Here is a 17,889-nt window from a genome sequence, read left to right as displayed (position 1 = left end):
GTCCCGGCGCTGTGGCCGGTCACCGCCCGCGCGGGGCCGTGGGGGAGCGCCGGGGCGGCGAGCGCCCCTCGGTATCGTCACCGACGCTGCCGGAGGCGTCCGGCCGTGGCCGGAGCGGAGAGGTGGGGTGAGGCACGTGCGCGTCCTCGCCCCGCTGACGTTGCTGGTCCTGGCCCTGGTGCTCTGCGCGGGACCCGCCGTCGCCACCGCCTCGGGCGGCCACGGCGCCGCGCCGGCGGTCGTCGTCGGCTCGGACTGCTCGCAGCACCCGCTCACGCTGCTGCACCCGGGGGACTGCGAGCAGGCCCCCCGCCGCGACGACGACGTGCCGGTCCCCACGCTGGTCCCGGTCACCGTCGTCTCCGTCCTGCCCTCCGGGCACGCGGGCGTCGCGCCACCCACCGCACCGGAACGGACCCTGTGCGCGCCGTCGCCGGTGGAGCACCTCTGCGTGGACCGCAACTGAGGCGTGCGGTCACCCCGCCACCGTGTCCCCGCACCCGTTCCGACCCGGCCACCGTGCCGGGCCCCGTGGAGGAAGACTCCCGATGACCCGCAACGTGAAGATCTCCCTGGCCGCCCTCGGCGCGTTCGCGCTGATCGTGGCCGCCCTGCTGTTCGCGACGCGCCCCGACGCCCCGGAGACCGGCGCCGCCGCCGGCACGCCCGACAGCCTCGTCACCGCCGACGCCGCCCGCCTCAACGACGCCCCGAACGCCTCGGCCACCCTGGTCGAGTTCGCCGACTTCCAGTGCCCCGCCTGCGGCCAGGTCCAGCCGATCATGGACCAGCTGGTGGCGCAGTACGGCGACCGCGTGCAGTTCGTGTTCCGCAACTTCCCGCTGCCGATGCACCAGAACGCCGAGGCCGCCGCGCTCGCCGGTGAGGCCGCCCGCGCCCAGGGCGCGTTCCACCCGATGTACGAGCGGCTGTTCCAGACCCAGCGCGACTGGTCCGAGTCCCCGGACGCGGCGACGGTGTTCCGCGGCTACGCCCAGGACCTCGGCCTCGACCTGAACGCCTACGACGCCGCGATCGCCGACCCGGCGACCGCCGCGAAGATCCAGGCCGACAAGGACGCCGGGACCGCCGCGGGCGTCGAGGGCACCCCGACGATCTTCGTCAACGGCGAGAAGGTGCAGCTCCGCTCGGTGCAGGACATCACCGACGCCCTCGACGCCGCGGTGAACCGATGAGCGTCCCGGCGGCGCCCTCCGCGGCACGGACCGAGGAGTTCTCCCGCGTCACCCCCGACGCCCCGGCCGTGCCGGGGCCGGTGCCGCGGTTCCTGCCGTGGCTGCTCGTCGTCGGCGGCGTGCTGGGGTTGGTCTCGGCGTTCACACTGACCGTCGAGCGCATCGAACTGCTGATGGACCCGAGCTACACGCCGTCGTGCAGCATCAACCCGGTGCTGTCCTGCGGGTCGGTCATGACGACCCCGCAGGCGGCGTTCTTCGGGTTCCCGAACCCGCTGCTCGGGATCGGGGCGTTCGCGGTCGTGGTGACGACGGGTGTTGCCCTGCTGGCCGGGGCCCGCTTCCCGCGCTGGTGGTGGGTGGGGCTGACCGTCGGGTCCGCGCTCGGCGTCGTGTTCGTGCACTACCTGATCGTCCAGAGCCTGTACCGGATCGGCGCGCTCTGCCCGTACTGCATGGTCGTGTGGGTCGTGACGATCCCGATCTTCTGGTACTCGCTGCTCGCGACCCTGGACGCCCTCGGCGGCGGCGCGCGTGCGCTGCACGCCCGGATCGCCGGCTACCACGCGGTGCCGGTCGTGCTGTGGTTCCTGGTGATCGCGGCGCTGATCCTGCAGCGCTTCTGGACCTACTGGTCCTCGCTGCTCTGACCGAGCCGCTCCGAGCCGCTCCGAGCCGCTCCGAGCTGCTCTGGGTTGCTCCGAACCGGTCCGCGGGGCCGGGGACGCACGTCCCCGGCCCCGCGACGGTCAGCGCTCCCGGCGGAGGTCCGCGGCGTCGATCCCCAGCACGTGACGCAGGTACAGCGGCCGGATCGCGGCCACGCAGGCCAGGAACGGCAGCACGACGGCCGCCAGCAGCGGCCACACCGCGGGCGGCGGCGCCGCCATCCCGAACAGGGGGGCGAGCGGGGTGTAGGGCACCGCGAGCCCGGCGAGCACGACGGCGCACACCGTCGCCACCACCGGCCGCGACGCGCGTCCCGCCCTGGTCCGCAGCAGGAGCAGCACCAGGACCTGGGACAGCATGCCCTCGGAGAACCAGACGGCCTGGAACACCGCCTGCTCCTGCGGGGTGTCCAGACCCAGGAAGCGCCACACCGCCCAGAACGTGACCAGGTCGAACGCCGAGGCCAGCGGCCCCAGGACCGCCATGAACCAGAGCATCCCGCGGGTGTCCCACCGCCGGGGCCGCGCCGTCCACCCCGGTTCCACCCGGTCGAACGACAGCGAGAGCGCGGCCGCGCCGAACAGCACGCCCTGCAGCAGCAGCTGCGCGGGCAGCAGCGGTAGGAACGGCAGCACCGCGGAGGCGACCAGCACCGACAGCGTGTTGCCGACGTTCAGCGCGGCGGTCACGGTCAGGTAGCGGGTGGCGCGGCCCAGGGTCCGCCTGCCCTCCTCGACCGCGGAGACGACGACGTCGGGGCTGCGGTCGGCCAGCACGATGTCCGCGGCCGCCCGCGCGGCGGGCACCGCCCCGTCGACGCCGATCCCGACGTCGGCGATCCGCAGCGCGCCGACGTCGTTGAGGCCGTCGCCGAGGAACCCGACGGTGTGCCCGCGGGCCTGCAGCGCGCCCACGACCCGCTCCTTCTGCAGCGGTCCGAGCCGGGTGAACAAGGTGGTGCGCTCCACCGCGCGGGCCAGCGCGACGTCGTTGAGCCCGTCCAGCGCGGCGCCGTCGAGGACCCCGGTGACGGCGATCCCGGCCCGCGCGCACACTTGCTCGGCGACCGCGGTGTCGTCGCCGGTCAGGACCTTCACCGCGACACCCTGCTCGGCGAAGCGCTCCACCGCACGGGCCGCGGACTCCCGCACCGGGTCGACCATCCCGACGAAGCCCAGCAGCAGCAGGTCGCGCTCGGGGTCGTCGTCGTCACCGGCGCCGAGCGGGCGCAGCAGGGGTGTCCGGCGGGTGGCGACGGCGACGACCCGCAGCCCGGTCGCGCGGTGTCCGGCCACCGCGTCGGCGGCCGCGACCCGCAGCGACGCGGTCAGCTCGACGGGCCCACCCGCGCGCGCGACCCGGGGGCAGCGGGGGAGCACGGTGTCCGGGTCACCGCGCACGATCACCAGCTCGCCGGGGTCGTGCGCGTCGCGCAGCACCACCGCGGAGCGGCGACGGGCGTGGTCGAACGGCAGCTCCTCGACCCGGGTGAGCAGGCCGTGGGCCAGCAGCGCCGACCCGTCCCGGTCGGCGGCGGCCATGGCGTCGTCGAGGCCGTCGCGCGGGGTGGTCTGGAAACGCACCGCGACCGCCGCCGCGTCCGCCGGGGCGGGGTCGGGACGGCCGTCGACGTCGACGGAGTGGGTGAACACCACCCGGTCCTCGGTGAGCGTGCCGGTCTTGTCCAGGCAGGCGACGTCGATCGACCCGAGGTCGTGGATGGCCTCCGGACGGGTCACCAGCACCCCGGACTCGCGCAGCCGGGTGGTGCCGCGCAGCAGCGTGGTCCCGACGATCAGCGGCAGCAGCTCGGGGGCCAGCCCCACCGTGACGACGACGGCGAACAGCAGCGCCTGCCGCACGTCGCCGGACACCTCGACGTTCACCAGCAGCACCAGCGGCGCCGCGAGCAGCATGCAGCGCACCAGTGCCCGGCGCACCGACCGCAGGCCCCGGTCCACCTCCGACTCCGGCCGGGGACGGCGGCCGCGCCCGGCGAGCTCCTCGGTGTGGGTGTGCGCGCCGGTGGCCAGTACGACCGCCGTCGCGGTGCCGCGCACCACGGTGCTCCCGGCGAACAGCAGCGCCGGGTGCGCGGTGACCGGCCCGTCGTCGGACCCGGCCCGCGACGGCCGTCGCCGCGGCGCCGGGCGCGGCCCCCGTGACGACGGCGCCCGTGACGACGGCGGAGCCTTCGCCACCGGCAGCAGCTCCCCGGACAGCGACGACTGGTCGACCAGCAGGTCCCGGGCACGCAGCAGCCGCGCGTCGGCCGGGACGGGGTCGCCCGCGCCGAGCAGCACGACGTCGCCGGGCACCAGGTCCTCCGGCGGCACCTCGCTGTCCCGCGGTGTCGTCCCGGGGGCAGGGCGGCGGCGGACCGTCACCGTGGTCGCGGCGTGCGCCCGCAGCTCCCGCGAGAGCCGGTCACTGCGGACGGCGTGCCACAGGCGCAGCCCGACGCCGAGCGCGGCGACCACGAGCACCAGCGTCGCGCTGCCGGGGCTGCCGGCGACGGCGAGCAGCACCCCGAGCACCGTCATCAGGCCGGAGAACGGGCCGGCGAGCGCGCGGCGGGCGCGGGCGGCCGCGCCGGTGCGTCGGACGGCGTCGGTGGCGTTGTCGCCGTGGACGTGCAGCCGCAGCGCGGCGGTGTCCTCACAGAGTCCGCGGCGCGAGGACTCCAGGCCCCGGAACAGCGCGAACGCGTCGGCGTCCGCCCAGCGCCGCAGGGCGGGCTCGCCGGGCGTGGCGGGCGGACCGGCGGGTGCGGGCGGTGGCCGCGCCGCGGCACCGTCGCGTCCGATCGTCCGGTCCAACGGTGCTCCTCCGGTCCCCGGCACCGCGTCCGGCACCGCCCGGTACGGTAACAGTTGCGTAAGTGACGCAACTGTCTGGAGGTCCGGTGGAGACCGCCCCCGAGGGCCCGCAGCCCCTCGACCCCGAGCTGCTGGCCGACGCGGCCGCGGCGTTCGGGATGCTCGCCGCGACCTCGCGGCTGCAGATCGTCTGGCTGCTCGCCGACGGCCCGCGCGACGTCGGCACGCTCGCCGCGGTCCTCGGCCAGCCGGTGGCGGCGGTGAGTCAGCACCTGGCGAAGCTCAAGCTCGCCGGGCTGGTCCGGGCCCGTCGCGAGGGCCGCCACCAGATCTACGTCATCGCCGACGCCGGCATGGTCGAGGTGGTCCGCACCGTGGTGGCCGCGCAGGACCGCCGTCGTGGGCCGGACGCCGTCCGCGACCGGGGGAGCGCGTGACGCCGCCGGGTCCGGTGCCCCCGGGCCGTCCGCGACCGGACCGTGCCGGCACGCCCCGTCCGCCCGGCGCCCCGACGGCCCGGGGGGCCGCGACCCCGCCCACTCCCGGTGCGGCGACGAGGCGCTCCGGAGCCACGCCGTCGGCGTCCGACGCGTCGTCGCGGACCTCCGCGGCTCGGGGTGCTGCGGCCCGGCGCGACACCCGGGCGCCGCAGGCGTGGCCCCGCTCCGGCGGACCCGCCGGGCCCCGGTCGTCGCCGGCGGTCCCCGGCGGTGCGTCGGCTGGTCCGCGGTCCCGGCCCGCCGACCCCGGCGCCCGTCCCACCACGCCGATGCGCCCGGTCGCCCCCTGGCCCCGCGCCGAGCAGCGCACCTCCGCCCCGCGGTGGCACCGTGTCCGCGGCCTCGTCGCGGCGCTGTCGGTCGCGGTCTTCCTCGCCACCGGCGCCGGTTGGGCGATGGTCGGCGGCACCAGCGGCCTGACCACCGCCGACGTCACCGGCCCGCACGTCGCCGACGGCGCGACCGACATCCTGCTGGTCGGCAGCGACTCCCGGGTCGACGCCCGCGGCAACCCGCTCCCGCGCGAGGTCCTGGACGCCCTGGACGCCGGCGACGCCGACGGCCAGGACAACACCGACACCCTGATGCTGGTCCGCATCCCGGACGACCCCGACCTCGGCGCGTCCGCGGTGTCGATCCCGCGCGACTCCTGGGTCGACGTCCCCGGCCTCGGCATGCACAAGATCAACTCGGCGCTGGCGCGCGGCGCGGCGATGGCCCGGCCGGACCTGGTCCGCCAGGGCCTGAGCGGGCCGGATCTGGAGCGGGCGGCCAACGCCGCGGGCAGCAGGCTGCTCGTGCGCACCGTCGAGGAGCTCACCGGCGTCTCGATCGACCACTACGCCCAGGTCAACCTCGCCGGGTTCGCCGACATCACCCGCGCGCTCGGCGGCGTCCCGGTGTGCCTCAAGGCCCCGGTGCACGACAGCTACTCGGGCGCCGACTTCGCCGCGGGCCCGCAGACCGTGCAGGGCGCCCGGGCGCTCCAGTTCGTCCGCCAACGCCACGGCCTGCCCGAGGGCGACCTCGACCGGGTCCGCCGCCAGCAGGCGTTCCTCGCGGGGCTGACCCACCGGCTGCTGTCGGCGGGCACCCTCACCGACCCGACGGCCGTCGCCGACCTGATGCAGGCGATCAACGGGGCGGTCGTGCTCGACCAGGGCTGGGACCTCACCTCGATGCTGGCCCACGCCTCGCAGCTGCGCGGGGACCGGGTCACCTTCCGCACCATCCCCACCGGCCGGGCCGACTACCGGACCGGCAGCGAGGGTGTCGCGGTGAAGGTCGACCCGGCCCAGGTCACCGCGTTCTTCGCCGGGCTGACCGCGCCCGGGGCGCCGGCCGACCCCGGGGCCGGCGACGACGCGGACACCGCCGCGCCGACACCGTCCACGGCCCCGGCCACCACGGAGGGCAGGACCGGACGGGCCGCGGCGCCCCGGGGTGACCCGACCCCGGCCGCCGACACCCAGCCCGAGCTGACCGCCGACGGGGTGCCCTGCGTCGACTGACGCGGCCCTGTCACCCCGGCCGAGGAGCCTCCCATCATCACCGAGATCATCGACTTCCTGACCTCCGTCCCGTTGTGGGTGGTGGTGCTCGTCGCGGGGCTGGTCACCCTCGGCGAGACCACGATCGGCGTCGGGCTCGTCCTGCCCGGCGAGACCGTGCTCATCGGCGCCGCGATGGCCGTCCCGGACGTCCCCGCCGCGGTGCTGGTCACCGCGGTGGTCGCGGTCGCCGCGGCCTGCGGCGACTCGATCGGCTACGCGATCGGCCGCCGTTTCGGCCCGCGGCTGCGCGAGTCCCGGATCATCGGCCGGATGGGCCGCGACGCCTGGGACGACGCCGCCCGCACCCTGCGCCGCTGGGGTCCGTGGGCGGTGCTCTGCGCCCGGTTCCTGCCGGTGGTGCGGACGATGACCCCGGCCGCGGCGGGCGCGTCCGGACTGCCGCTGCGGCGCTTCCTGCCCGCCGTCGTCGTCGGGGCGACCGTTTGGTCGGCCGTGCACGTGACCGCGGGCTTCCTGCTGCGCGAGGCCGCCGAGCAGTTCGAGAAGGCCTTCGGGATCGCCGGCTGGGTGGTCCTCGCGGTCGTGGTCGTCGCCGGCGTCGTCGGGTGGCGGGTGCGGCGTCGTCGCGCGCAGGCCCGCCGGGCCGCCGCCCGCGAGACCGTCGCCGTGCTCGCCGACGAGCGCCGCGACGCCGCCTGAGACCGGACGGGCGCGCCCTCAGCGCCGGATCGGCGGGTTCCGGTTGCGCCGGGCCAGCAGCACGGCGGCCCCCGCCGCGACGACGACGAGCCCGGCCAGCAGGAGCGACCAGCCCAGGATCGACGGCGCGTTCGGATCGGTCGAGATCACCGAGGCGTTGATCTGTGAGACCTCACCGGGGACGAACTCCCAGGTGACGGTGCCGCCGTCGGTCTCGCCGTCGGACTCGACGACCTCGCCCGGGAAGCTCATCGCGAGCCGCACGTCGGCCCGGTCCACCGGCATCGTGGTCAGGTCGGCCCGGCCCTGCACGGCGATCCGCTCCCCGACCCGGCGCAGCTCCAGGTTCGCCCGGCCCGACGCGTTCCCGCCGAGCAGGTTCAGCTGCGAGACCTGCGCGAAGGTGAGGTTCTCGAAGGCCGCGCGGGTGCCGACGAAGCCGTCCTGGTCGTACGGCGACAGCTCGACCTCGTCCGTGAGGTCGGCCGGGACCGCCAGCTGCGGGCCGCGACCGTCCGGCGCGCCCGCGGGCGTCGCGACGACGATCGTGCCGTCGACGGTGTCGTCCGGCTGGACGGCGAGGGCCACCTGGACCCGGGCGCAGCCGGTCAGTGCGAGCAGGGCCAGCACCGCGAGCAGCACGAGCGCACGCGTCCGGGATCGACGGCGTGCGGGTGGCGCGGTGTGGTGCGACGGCATGGCGTCATCGTGCCACCCGGGTACGACGGTCCCGGTGTCACTCGGGGGCGTGTGTCGGGTGATCCGTGGGGAGCAGGGGAAGCTCGCGCCCGAGGACGGCGAAGGGACGCGGGTCGCCGGTGAACAGGTGCTCGCGCAGCACGTCGACGAACCCGGCGCGACGGTAGAGCCGCCAGGCCCGGCCGGGCCTGGCGCGGCCGTACTCGGGGGTGGACAGCAGCATCCGGCTCCGGGCGGCGTCGCGGGCCAGCGCCCGTAGCAGCGCCTCACCGATGCCCGAGCCCTGGGCCTGCGGGTGGACGTGCAGCTCGGTCAGCTCGAAGTAGTCGGTCAGCCAGTCGGCGCTGACGGCGTCGGGCTCCCCGCGCCGGGCCCGCAGTCCGCGGCGGACCTCCTCGAACCACCACTGCCCGGGGCCGCCCCAGTAGCCGTAGCCGATGCCGGTGAGCCGGTCCTGCTCGTCGAGCCAGCCGACCGAGCGCCAGCCCGGCCGGTAGGAGTGCTCGAGCCACAGCGAGCGGCGCTGGCGTGCGGTCGACCGCGGGTAGCCCATCGCGGTCACGTAGACGTCGATCGCCTCGCCCAGCCGGTCGGCGAACTCGCCGCGGCCGAGACCGACCAGACGCGCCCGCGACGGCGCGGCGGTCACCGCGACCACCGGCCCCGGTGGTGACCGCACGCCCGCGCGGGGGCGGGGTCGGTGTCCGGGTGCATGTCCCCATCACACCACGCCCGGCCGGTTGCGGCGGGTCCGGACCGGGTGCCCCGCCACGGAGTCGGTGGGTGAGTGGCGCCACCCGGGCACCCGACTTGACGCGACGATCGAACACGCGTTCTACTGTCGTATGTCGAACGCGCGTTCGATGCCGGGGCGTCCGGTGGGCGGAGTGGGGGAAGCACCCCGTCGCCGGGCGTCCCGGAGACCGATTCCGGTGGTGGGAATCGAGGCCCGGCCACCGGGTGGAGGGCGTGGTGATGCCAGTGGGCGGCTTCTCGCGTTTGTTCCGGTCCCGCCAGCCGGCGGCGATCGACGTGCGCTGGCAGAACGGTGAGCCGGTCGAGTTCTCCCGGCGTCCGTCGCGCCGCGGGGAACATTTTCTGGTCACCGGGGTTCGAGACCAGTGGATCGAGGAGTCCCCGTGGCCGTTCCCGTCGCCGATGCCGGTGGGCGGGGACCGGCTGAGCTGTTGGCGGGTGCTCGCCCGGTCGGTGCAGGACCCGCAGGAGCCGCCGCGTGAGGTGGTGCTGCGGATGCGGTCCGGTCCGGGCGTGTGGGACCTGGTGAAGGTCGACTGAGTGGTGCGGGAGGTGCGGGAGGTGCACGTGCGGAGCAGGACGATGGAACTGGACCTGGCGCTGCCGGCGCCGCGGTCCGCCGGGACGCGACGGCCGGGCGACACCCCGGTGGCCGCCGCCCCACCGGCGCGGCGGTCCGCCCGGGTGCGGCCGGTCGCCGACGGGCTGTGGCCGCTGGACTGCGGCGCGGCACGGGGCGCGGCACGGGGCTCGGGGCGGGGCTCGGCACGGGCCGCTGCCGACCGTACGGAGTCCGCGTCCGGGGCGGCGCCGTCCCGGCGGGGGAGCGGCCGGACCGGTACGGACCCGGCGGGGGCCGGGTGCACCGGACGGCCGGGTCGGCCCGGATCGACCGGAGGCGCCGGCCGGTCCGGGCAGGTGATCCCCCTGCCGGGCACATCCGCGTCGGCGGGCGGCGCCGCCCGACCGACCGGAGGTCCGGCACGACCGACCGTGGGCAGCACCGTCGTGCCCGGAGGCCCCGCACGACCGGGCGGGGGCTCTGCACGACCGGGCGGGGGCCCTGCACGACCGGCCGGCGAGACCGCGCGGCCGGCCGCGCCGCTCGGGTCGCCCGCGCCCGCTCCGCCGTCGCGGGACGCGCTCGGGCTGCTGCGCCAGGCTGCCGAGCAGCTCGCCGAGGCGCACCGGGAGACCGAGCCGCTGCGTCGCTACCCGGCGGCCTACCTCGCAGCGCTCCGTGCCGGGGCGGCGGTGCTGGCCATGCGGGCCCGGCCCAGGACCCGCCGGGGAGCCCCGCGCGACGTCTGGCGGCTCCTCGCCGAGGTCGCCCCGGAGCTGGAGGAGTGGGCGGCGTTCTTCGCCGGCTGCTCGCGGCTGCGGATCGAGGCCGAGGCCGGGATCGGGCGGCACGTCGACCGGCGCGCCGCCGACGACCTGCTGCGTCAGGCCGAGCAGTTCGTGACCCGGGTGCAGCTGCTGCTGCCCCGGTGAGGACCCCCGGCCGGAGCGGCGGCCGGCGCCGGGGCAGGTCGGGCCGCCGGGATCGGGCGCGGCGAGCAGATCCGGGAGGAGGTCGGTCAGGCCGAGGCGGCGGGGCGCGAGGCACTGCGCAGCACCCGGCCCAGCAGCGCGGTGAACACCGCGGAGATCTCCCGAGCGCCCGGGGTGTCCCAGGCCTGGATCGGCAGGCAGGCGCCCTGGGCCTGCTGGACCGCCGAGCGGTCGGGCAGGACGCTGTTGAACACCAGGGGGCCGAACAGCTCGCGCAGCTCGGAGATCCGGAACTCGTGCTCGGTGTTGCGCGGCCGCACCCGGTTGACCAGCACACCCAACGGCTGCAGGCGGTCGTTGGACCGCTCGCGCTCGGTCTGGACCGCGTCGAACGCGCGCTGCACGCCGGACACCGAGAACATCGTCGGGTCGGTCACCAGGATCGCCCGGTCCGCGGCCGACAGCGCGCTGCGGGTCAGCTGCCCCAGCGACGGCGGGCAGTCCACGATCACCAGCCGGTAGCGCTCCTCGGCGGGCTCGGAGCCGCCGGAGTCGTCGGTGATCAGCTCGCCCGCCAGCCGCTGCAGGGCGCGGTCGAGCCGGTACAGCTGCGCCGCCCCCGGGTCGGGGTGGTTGTGCCGCTCGGTCTGCTCCGCACCGGCCAGCACGTCGAGGCCCTCGCCCCACGCCGACGGCGCGATGGCCCGCTCGACGACCGCGCGGCGCGGCTCGTCCAGCACGTCGGCGACGGTGGCCGTGGTCGGCTCCGGGTCGAGCGCGGTGGTGGCATTGGCCTGCGGGTCGAGATCCACCACGAGGGTGGAGACGCCGTGACGCTGCGCCGCGCCGGCCAGACCCAGTGCGACCGTGGTCTTGCCGACGCCACCCTTGAGACTGAGCGTGGCGACGACCTGCACCCACCCAACCTACCGTGCGGTCCGGCACTGTCGCCGGGCGGAGTCCACATGATCGTCGGCGCCCCGCCGTGGGTGTCGTGTCGGGCGGGCGGGCCGGGCACCGGCAGGGGCCACTAGTCTCGGCGCCGTGGGATCGCCGACACGCGAGCAGGCCGGAGCAGCGCGCGGGGCTGCCGTGTTCCGGGTGCTGGACAGGGAGATCGACCGTGTCCGCCGGGACACCGGGGCCGCGCCCCGGGTGCTCGACGTCGGCGGGGGCAGCGGCACCTGGGCGGTGCCGCTGGCGATCGCCGGCTGCGCGGTGACCGTCGTCGACACCAGCCCCAACGCGCTGGCGACGCTGGCCCGACGCGCCGGGGAGGCCGGGGTCACCGACCGGGTCACCCCGGTGAACGGCGACGTCGACACCCTCGCCGAGGTCGTCCCGGCCGACGGCGCCGACCTCGTGCTGGGTCACGGGCTGCTCGAGGTCGTCGACGGCCCGGACCGGGTGCTCGCCGCGCTCGCCGCGGCCGCCGCCCCGGGCGGAGCGGTGTCGGTGCTGACGGTGGGGCGCTACGGCGCGTTCATCGGGCGCCTCGCCAGCGGCCGGCTCGCCGAGGCCCGTGCCCTGCTCACCGACCCCGAGGGCCGCACCGGTTCCGACGACCGGCTGCTGCGCCGGTTCGACGCGCACCGGCTGCAGGAGCTCGCCGCCGGGACCGGACGCCTGCAGACCGAGATCCTCCAGGGCGACGGCACCCTCGAGGCGTGGCTGCCCGGCCCCGGTCAGGAGGGCGAGGCGGCGGGCCGCGAGGAACGTGACGAACTGGACGCGCTCGCGTCGCAGGTCGGCGCCCTCGCCGAGGTCGCCCCGCGGTTGCATCTGCTCGCCCGGCGGTACTGACGCCCGTCCCGCCGCCGGTGTCCGACGGTCGTCGTCCGGCTGCCGTCGGTGATCGGTCGACCGGCGTTCACTCGTCCGCCCACCCCCGTCCGGGTGGGTCCGCGACGGTCCGGGTGACCGACGACACGCCGCGCAACACCGTCCGCTCGACGATCAGCCGAGCGGGTTGGACGGTCCGGGTGGTCGCGGCACGATTCGCCTCGTACTCTTGTCCTCAGACGCCCAGGTTGGGGCGCCCGTCGTACCGGTCGGGGCAGGAAGCCCGGGCCGAATGCGGCCTACCGTCCGATTACGTGTGCCGGAGGTGAAGGCATGCCGCTCTCCGAGCACGAGCAGCGCCTGCTCGAACAGATCGAACGCGCCCTCTACCAGGAGGACCCCAAGTTCGCGTCCTCGGTCAGCGGTAGCCGGCGGAGCAAGCCCGCCCGGCGCCGCCGGATCCAGGGCGCCGTCCTGTTCGTGGTGGGCCTCGTGCTGCTCGTCGCCGGGATCCCCTTCCGGGCGCTCTGGCTCGGCGACCTGCCGATCCTCAGCATCGTCGGCTTCCTCGCCATGCTCGGTGGCGCGCTGCTGGCGGTCACCTCGATCGGCGCCCGTCGTGGCGGCGAGGAGACGACCGGCCAGGGCGGATCCGCCCCCAAGGACAAGCAGTCCGGCGAGAGCGGCGGCGGCTTCACCGGCCGGATGGAGGAGCGCTTCCGGCGTCGCTTCGAGCAGGAGTGACGCCCGGGCGCCCCAGGCGACTGCCCGCGTGACGCCCGGCGGGGCGGGACACCGACTCGGTGACCCGCTCCGCCGTCGTGTGTCCGGCACCGTCGCCGGGTGCCTGACGGTCGGGTAGGGGGGCGCGCTGCCCACGGCTACCCGGCTCGGCGACCGGGATCCGGCGGTCGCGTCGTCAGGGGCCCGCTGCGCTGCGCCGGTGTCGCCGCCGAGTGGGCTCCGGACTTGACTTCACAGATCTGTGTACCTAGCGTCGACCCTCCAGGAGTTCACTGATCTGTGAAGGGGTCTCGGATGCGTCAGGTTCTGCACGTGGTCATGGAGTTCCTGCGGGACGTCGCGTGGGGCGTCAACGCCGGCAGCGCGATCCGACACGGCGCCCCACCGCCTGCTCCACGGCGTGCCCGGCCCGTCCGGGAGTACGGCGGCGACGTGATCGGAGGTCGGGAGGCCGACCGGGGCCAGGCGCACCCTCTGCGCTGGACGGTCGATGCCGGTGGGGGACTTCGCCTGGCCGGCGGCACGCTTCCCGGGCCGGGCCCGGACCCCGTCACGCGCTGACGCGGAGGCCGGCCCACGTCGCCGTCGGAGCTGCGAGACGATGCGGTCGCCCCCGGTCCTCCGGGCCGGGTGCGAGCGGGCACAGCGGGTGGCCGGAGTGGCCTGCCTGCTCAGTGCAGCGCCGCTCGTTCGTCCCGCAGCAGGCGCTCGGCCGCCTCTCGCGCCCTGCGCAGGAGGTCGGGGTCGTCGCCGATGCCGTGGTGGGTGATCGCGCCCTCGAGGAGCAGGAACACCAGGTTCGCCGACGCCTCGGGGCTGACGATCCCGGGGTGGTCGGCCCGGATGAGCGCCTCGAGGTGCCGGCGCACCGCGCGCTTGTGGGCGCGGACGACGCGATGGGCGGGATGGTCCGCGGGAAGCTCTCCCGCGGCGTTGATGAAGGCGCAGCCACGCCCGGAGAACTCGACGTTCTCGGTGTAGGAGTCCCAGAGCGCCAGCACTCCCGAGCCCGGACTCGCGGCCACCCTCTGTTCCATCAGCTCCCACCACGCGTGGTGCCGAGCCTGCAGGTAGGCCTCGACCAGGCGATCCTTCGAGCCGAAGCGGTTGTAGAGCGTGCGCTTGGTGATGCCGGACTCGGCCGCGACGGTGTCGACGCCGACGGCGTGGATCCCGCACCGGTAGAAGAGCCCCGACGCCACCTCCAGGATCCGGCGCGCGCCCGGGGTCAGCGCCGGCGCACGCAGCGCCTCGTGATCCTCCGCGCTCGACATGGCCAACCCTCTTCCCCGTGTCGCCGTGCTCCCGACTTCACCGATCAGTGTACGTCGCCGTCGGGCCGAGACGTGCGGACCTGGTCCAGGTCGTCGGCCGGCGCGTCGTCGTCGGCCGGACGGCGCCCGCGCCGGACCGCCTCCGGCACGACCGAGGCCGGCAGCACCCGGGCCCGCAACGGCGTCCCGCCGGCCGCGATCGCCGTCCGCACCTCGTCCACCAGGCCGTCGAGCGTGCCGGGCCCGGGCAGCATCCCGCCGTACCAGCTCGCCTCGACCCGGCCCGCCAGCTCGCGCAGCGCCTCCGCGGGCCGCCCGGACAGGCCGTGCCGCTCGATGATGCGGTCGGCGGCCGCGCGGACGGTGTCCCCGGTCGGCACCGGGACCCCGTGGTCGCGGGAGGCGGCCAGGACCTCGTCCCACGCCGCGGTCGCCGCACCGTCGCCGCCGGCCCGGGCGAGCCCGGCCCGTCGGGAGTACTGGTGCCGGCGCCACAGGCCCGGGGTCAGCACGACGGCGAGCACCGCGGCCGCCAGCAGCAGCGCCACGACCAGCGGCCACCACGACCCGGTCGCGGCCGTCGGCCGGTCCGCCGCCTGCTCCTCGGTGGGCGGGGGCTCCGGGGTGGGACCGGCGGCCTCCGGGGGCGGGGGTGTCGCGGACGGCTCGGGCTGCGGGGTCTGCTCGGCGGCGGGCGTGCCGCTCTCCTGCTCCCGGGCCTGCTGGACGTAGGCCGGGTCGATGGTGCGGCCGTCGGCGAGCGGGGTCGGGTCGAAGGTCAGCCAGCCGTACCCGGGGAACCACGCCTCGACCCAGGCGTGCGCGTCCTCGGTCGTGATCGTCCGGGCCCCGGAGCCGTCGGCGTCGCCCGCGGTGAAACCGACCGCCACCCGGGCCGGGACGTCGACGGCGCGCAGCATGACGGCCATGGCCGAGGCGTACTGCTCGCAGTAGCCGGTGCGGCCGCGGGTCAGGAAGTCGACGAGGGCGTCGCCGTTGCTGCCCGGCGCGGTCGCCAGGCTGTAGGTGAAGGGGGAGCCGGGCCCGGTGAAGTGGTTCTCCAGCGCCATCGCCCGGTCGAACGGCGTCGCGGCACCGGCGGTCACCTCGCGGGCGATCGCGGTGACCCGCGGGTCGACCCCGTCGGTGTCGAGGTAGGCCCGGTCGACCGTGGTCGGGCCGGATGCCGCGCGCAGCTGGTCGGCCGAGGGCTCCGGCAGCCGCATCGACTGGGTCCAGCCGTCCTCGGACTGTGCGCGTTCGCTGTAGACGATGCCGCCGGCGGCGTCGTAGGCCCAGCTCGGCGAGGCGACCGCGATCCGGGTGGGGTCGCCGAACACCGGCAGCCAGTAGTCGCGGAAGCCGAGGTTCTCGACCTGCACGTCCTGCGCGGCGGCCGGCCCGGACGTCGACGGCGGCAGCGGCCCGGTCAGCGGCACCCCCGGCAGCGGACGGCCCGCCTTCCAGCCCTCCTGCGGCACGTAGGTCTGCAGGGTGAGCGCACGCAGGTAGGTCGGGGTCTCCAGACCCCGGACGCTGAACAGCGGCCGCGGCTCGCTGCGGGTCAGCTGTCCGCGCAGCGAGGTGAACGGGTTCAGCCCGATCGAGCCGTCGGCGTTGCCCCCGGTCCCGCCGGTGGCATCGAAGCGACCCGAGGTCCCCACCGACGACGCCAGCAGCCCCACCAGCAGCGAGCCCACGACGGCCACCGCGACGACCGCGGCCCCGGCCGGGATCTGCCGCAGCCGGTCCGGGCGCAGGAGCAGCAGCACGCCGTAGCCGAGCGTCGCCGCGACGACGGTCCACCAGGGCAGCAGGTCCGGCTGCAGCGCGGTCGGCACCGCGAACACCACGAGCAGCGGCACCCCGGCCGCGGCCGGGGCGGCGACGGTCACCGCGAGACCGAACACCGCGATCGCGATCGTGCCGAACCCGAGGGTGACCAGCAGCAGGATCTCCGGGCTCGCCGGCACCGGCGGCAGGCCGCTGTCGATCTGCTGCCCGGCACCGCCGAGCAGGCCCGACAGCTCGCCGAACGCCGTGGGGCCCGGGAGCACCCCGAGCACACCGCTGCCGGTGAACCACGCCGTCACCAGCAGGATCAGGGCCAGCAGCTGCCCGGGCGCGACCAGCCAGGCCCGCAGCGGCAGCAGCAGGGCGCCGACCAGAGCGACCAGCACGACGGCGACGGCGGCGTGGGCGAACCAGGCTGCGCCCTGCACGACCGAGCCCATTGCCGTCCCGGCGAGCAGCACCGCGACGACGGTCGCGACCGGTCCCAGCACCACCGTCCAGGCCGGTGCGCCCGGCGTCCGGCCCGCCGGCGCGGTCTCGGCGACGGGCGCGGCGGGTGGCGGCGCGGGCCGCACGGGGGGCCGGGTCGGCGCGCTCATCCGGTCGCTCCCGCGGTGCCGGGCGAGCCGCAGGCGTCGGCCCAGGCCCGCTGGACGGTCATGTCGGAGGTGACGACGGTGGCGTGCCACCCGGCACGGCGCAGCGCGGCCGCCGCGACCGACGCCGGGCGGGCCCGCGTCGCCGCCGACCAGGTGTCGACGTCGAGGAGGACGGCGTGCCCGCCGCGCGGCCAGGCCGAGACCAGCGCGGTGACGTCCTGCGGCGCGGTCCCGCCGAGCACCGCGAGCACCCCCTCCGGATGCCCGGGCCCGGGGCCGGGTGCGGTGATCCCGGTGCTCGCCGAGGGCCGCAGCACCGCGAGCGACTCCAGCCGCGGGGGCACGGCGTCCGCGCCGGTCACACCGGGCGGCACGTCGCCGACGGTCTCGCCGGACTCGTCGACGAGCGCGACGGCCTCGCCGCGCTGGAGCAGGTGCACCGCGGCGCTGGCGGTGAACGCCACCGCCCACTCCAGGCTGGACGCGGGTCCGTGGCCGCGGTGGGCGCTGTCGCGCCGGTCGATCAGCAGGGTCACGCCGGACGGGTCGGGCCGGTCGTCGAGGCGGACCATCAGCTCGTCGCGCCGGGCGCTGGAGCGCCAGTGCACGCGGCGCAGCTCGTCGCCGTGGCGGTAGGGGCGGATCAGCACGTCCGGGGTGCCGGGGCCGGGGCGGCTGCCGCCCTCGGCGCCGCGCCCGGCGGCGGTGGAGGTCAGGGCGGGCCGCCCGGTGAGCGGGGTGACCCGGGGGAGGACCAGCAGCCGGTCGGCGGGCAGCAGGTCGTGGCGGAACTCGGCCAGGCCGAGCGCATCGGTCCCGCGGCCGCGCAGCGGGCCGATCCGGTACGCGCCACGGACCGCGGGCCGCACCGGGTAGCCGACCCGGGCACCGCGACGGCCGAGCCGGTGCACGGTGAACCGTGGCGGGTAGCGGTCGGCGGGACCGGCGGCGTCGGGCACGTGGTCGGCGATCCGCAACGCGCCCAGCAGGGCGCCGCCGGCGATCCGCAGCAGCACCGTGCCGCCGTCGCCCGCCTCCAGCCGGGCCGGCTCCAGGGTGCGCGCGACCTGCAGCGAGCGGCGCGACCGCAGCGCGACGACGAGCGCGAGCAGCGGCAGGAGCAGCACGAACGCCCCGATCCGGACGAGGTCGCGCTCGTCGAGCGCGATCGCCGAGAGGACCATCGCGGCGCCGCCGGCGAGCAGGCAGCGCCCGCGCACGGTCAGCCCCGCCGGCCGTTCCCGGCGCGGTGCGCCGCCGGTCGCGAGCGGCGGAGAGGACCCGGACGCGGCCGGGGCGCCGGGCTCGGCGGGAGCCGGTGTCCGCGGCGGCGGCGCGGTCGGCGCCATC

Annotated in this window: 17 protein-coding genes; 10 read left to right on the top strand and 7 right to left on the bottom strand. The window is 76.7% G+C overall.

Going from position 1 to position 17,889, the window contains the following annotated elements:
- The first annotated feature begins 127 nt into the window (after positions 1 to 127).
- The 3 genes from KPL59_RS36640 (at position 128) to KPL59_RS01695 (ending at position 1,846) form a co-directional block, all read left to right on the top strand.
- Entirely contained in the window at positions 128 to 466 is a 339-nt protein-coding gene (locus tag KPL59_RS36640) for a hypothetical protein (protein WP_226352791.1), read from the top strand.
- Positions 467 to 548: 82 nt separating this feature from the next.
- Positions 549 to 1,196 (top strand): thioredoxin domain-containing protein, encoded by a 648-nt coding sequence (locus KPL59_RS01700; RefSeq protein WP_226359686.1) that lies wholly within the window; start codon positions 549 to 551, stop codon positions 1,194 to 1,196.
- A complete protein-coding gene (locus KPL59_RS01695) occupies positions 1,193 to 1,846 on the top strand; it encodes a vitamin K epoxide reductase family protein (protein WP_020626883.1) in 654 nt (217 codons plus the stop codon). Before KPL59_RS01700 ends, KPL59_RS01695 begins: the two co-directional genes overlap by 4 nt.
- A 99-nt stretch (positions 1,847 to 1,945) precedes the next feature.
- On the opposite strand, the gene mgtA is transcribed toward KPL59_RS01695, so the two are convergent.
- Entirely contained in the window at positions 1,946 to 4,684 is a 2,739-nt protein-coding gene (mgtA, locus tag KPL59_RS01690) for a magnesium-translocating P-type ATPase (RefSeq protein ID WP_226359685.1), read from the bottom strand.
- Between the two features lie 86 nt (positions 4,685 to 4,770).
- On the opposite strand from mgtA, the gene KPL59_RS01685 reads away from it, so the two are divergent.
- The 3 genes from KPL59_RS01685 (at position 4,771) to KPL59_RS01675 (ending at position 7,397) form a co-directional block, all read left to right on the top strand.
- A complete protein-coding gene (locus tag KPL59_RS01685; RefSeq protein ID WP_020627231.1) occupies positions 4,771 to 5,121 on the top strand; it encodes a helix-turn-helix transcriptional regulator in 351 nt (116 codons plus the stop codon).
- A 332-nt stretch (positions 5,122 to 5,453) separates the two neighbouring features.
- Positions 5,454 to 6,695 carry an LCP family protein gene (locus KPL59_RS01680; protein ID WP_226359684.1) on the top strand — a complete coding sequence of 414 codons (1,242 nt, stop codon included), beginning with the start codon at positions 5,454 to 5,456 and terminating at the stop codon, positions 6,693 to 6,695.
- A gap of 81 nt (positions 6,696 to 6,776) precedes the next feature.
- Positions 6,777 to 7,397: a DedA family protein gene (locus KPL59_RS01675; protein WP_226359683.1), complete on the top strand. Its 621-nt coding sequence runs from the start codon at positions 6,777 to 6,779 to the stop codon at positions 7,395 to 7,397.
- A gap of 18 nt (positions 7,398 to 7,415) precedes the next feature.
- Here the strand turns inward: KPL59_RS01675 and KPL59_RS01670 are convergent, their stop codons facing one another.
- Both KPL59_RS01670 and KPL59_RS01665 read right to left on the bottom strand, forming a co-directional pair.
- On the bottom strand, positions 7,416 to 8,096 hold the full coding sequence (locus KPL59_RS01670) for a DUF3153 domain-containing protein (protein WP_226359682.1): 681 nt from the start codon (positions 8,094 to 8,096) through the stop codon (positions 7,416 to 7,418).
- Between the two features lie 37 nt (positions 8,097 to 8,133).
- Positions 8,134 to 8,745 (bottom strand): N-acetyltransferase, encoded by a 612-nt coding sequence (locus KPL59_RS01665; RefSeq protein WP_226359795.1) that lies wholly within the window; start codon positions 8,743 to 8,745, stop codon positions 8,134 to 8,136.
- A 326-nt stretch (positions 8,746 to 9,071) separates the two neighbouring features.
- On the opposite strand from KPL59_RS01665, the gene KPL59_RS01660 reads away from it, so the two are divergent.
- Entirely contained in the window at positions 9,072 to 9,392 is a 321-nt protein-coding gene (locus KPL59_RS01660) for a hypothetical protein (protein WP_051050348.1), read from the top strand.
- Between the two features lie 42 nt (positions 9,393 to 9,434).
- Positions 9,435 to 10,346, top strand: a complete 912-nt coding sequence (locus KPL59_RS01655) for an SAV_6107 family HEPN domain-containing protein (protein ID WP_226359681.1) — start codon at positions 9,435 to 9,437, stop codon at positions 10,344 to 10,346.
- 86 nt (positions 10,347 to 10,432) lie between these two features.
- On the opposite strand, the gene KPL59_RS01650 is transcribed toward KPL59_RS01655, so the two are convergent.
- Positions 10,433 to 11,263, bottom strand: a complete 831-nt coding sequence (locus tag KPL59_RS01650; RefSeq protein WP_226359680.1) for a ParA family protein — start codon at positions 11,261 to 11,263, stop codon at positions 10,433 to 10,435.
- A 127-nt stretch (positions 11,264 to 11,390) separates the two neighbouring features.
- Here KPL59_RS01650 and KPL59_RS01645 point away from each other — a divergent pair, with 127 nt between their 5' ends.
- Together KPL59_RS01645 and KPL59_RS01640 are read left to right on the top strand one after the other, a co-directional pair.
- On the top strand, positions 11,391 to 12,149 hold the full coding sequence (locus tag KPL59_RS01645) for a bifunctional 2-polyprenyl-6-hydroxyphenol methylase/3-demethylubiquinol 3-O-methyltransferase UbiG (RefSeq protein WP_226359679.1): 759 nt from the start codon (positions 11,391 to 11,393) through the stop codon (positions 12,147 to 12,149).
- Between the two features lie 312 nt (positions 12,150 to 12,461).
- On the top strand, positions 12,462 to 12,872 hold the full coding sequence (locus KPL59_RS01640) for a DUF3040 domain-containing protein (protein ID WP_020623751.1): 411 nt from the start codon (positions 12,462 to 12,464) through the stop codon (positions 12,870 to 12,872).
- Between the two features lie 671 nt (positions 12,873 to 13,543).
- Here the strand turns inward: KPL59_RS01640 and KPL59_RS01635 are convergent.
- Genes KPL59_RS01635 through KPL59_RS01625 form a run of 3 tightly spaced genes read right to left on the bottom strand, consistent with a single transcriptional unit; the run spans position 13,544 to position 17,888 of the window.
- The gene (locus tag KPL59_RS01635) at positions 13,544 to 14,146 is read right to left on the bottom strand and encodes a TetR/AcrR family transcriptional regulator (protein ID WP_226358468.1); all 603 of its coding nucleotides are present in this window, start codon (positions 14,144 to 14,146) and stop codon (positions 13,544 to 13,546) included.
- 44 nt (positions 14,147 to 14,190) lie between these two features.
- On the bottom strand, positions 14,191 to 16,539 hold the full coding sequence (locus KPL59_RS01630) for a DUF3488 and transglutaminase-like domain-containing protein (protein ID WP_226359678.1): 2,349 nt from the start codon (positions 16,537 to 16,539) through the stop codon (positions 14,191 to 14,193).
- Positions 16,536 to 17,888 (bottom strand): DUF58 domain-containing protein, encoded by a 1,353-nt coding sequence (locus KPL59_RS01625; RefSeq protein ID WP_226359677.1) that lies wholly within the window; start codon positions 17,886 to 17,888, stop codon positions 16,536 to 16,538. Before KPL59_RS01625 ends, KPL59_RS01630 begins: the two co-directional genes overlap by 4 nt.
- Position 17,889: the final 1 nt, after the last annotated feature.

This window comes from Pseudonocardia sp. ICBG1142, from assembly GCF_020496255.1.
In the GTDB taxonomy this organism is placed as follows: Bacteria; Actinomycetota; Actinomycetes; order Mycobacteriales; family Pseudonocardiaceae; genus Pseudonocardia.
Note: the sequence above shows the minus strand (reverse complement) of the source record. Positions and strands in the feature narration are given on the sequence as shown.

Bases quoted from the DNA above. Each gene is read 5' to 3' on its own strand.
- KPL59_RS01700 (WP_226359686.1), top strand. From the start codon at position 549: ATGACCCGCAACGTGAAGATCTCCCTGGCCGCCCTCGGCGCGTTCGCG.
- KPL59_RS01695 (WP_020626883.1), top strand. From the start codon at position 1,193: ATGAGCGTCCCGGCGGCGCCCTCCGCGGCACGGACCGAGGAGTTCTCC.
- KPL59_RS01680 (WP_226359684.1), top strand. From the start codon at position 5,454: ATGCGCCCGGTCGCCCCCTGGCCCCGCGCCGAGCAGCGCACCTCCGCC.
- KPL59_RS01670 (WP_226359682.1), bottom strand. From the start codon at position 8,096: ATGCCGTCGCACCACACCGCGCCACCCGCACGCCGTCGATCCCGGACG.
- KPL59_RS01660 (WP_051050348.1), top strand. From the start codon at position 9,072: ATGCCAGTGGGCGGCTTCTCGCGTTTGTTCCGGTCCCGCCAGCCGGCG.
- KPL59_RS01655 (WP_226359681.1), top strand. From the start codon at position 9,435: ATGGAACTGGACCTGGCGCTGCCGGCGCCGCGGTCCGCCGGGACGCGA.
- KPL59_RS01640 (WP_020623751.1), top strand. From the start codon at position 12,462: ATGCCGCTCTCCGAGCACGAGCAGCGCCTGCTCGAACAGATCGAACGC.
- KPL59_RS01635 (WP_226358468.1), bottom strand. From the start codon at position 14,146: ATGTCGAGCGCGGAGGATCACGAGGCGCTGCGTGCGCCGGCGCTGACC.
- KPL59_RS01630 (WP_226359678.1), bottom strand. From the start codon at position 16,539: ATGAGCGCGCCGACCCGGCCCCCCGTGCGGCCCGCGCCGCCACCCGCC.
- KPL59_RS01625 (WP_226359677.1), bottom strand. From the start codon at position 17,888: ATGGCGCCGACCGCGCCGCCGCCGCGGACACCGGCTCCCGCCGAGCCC.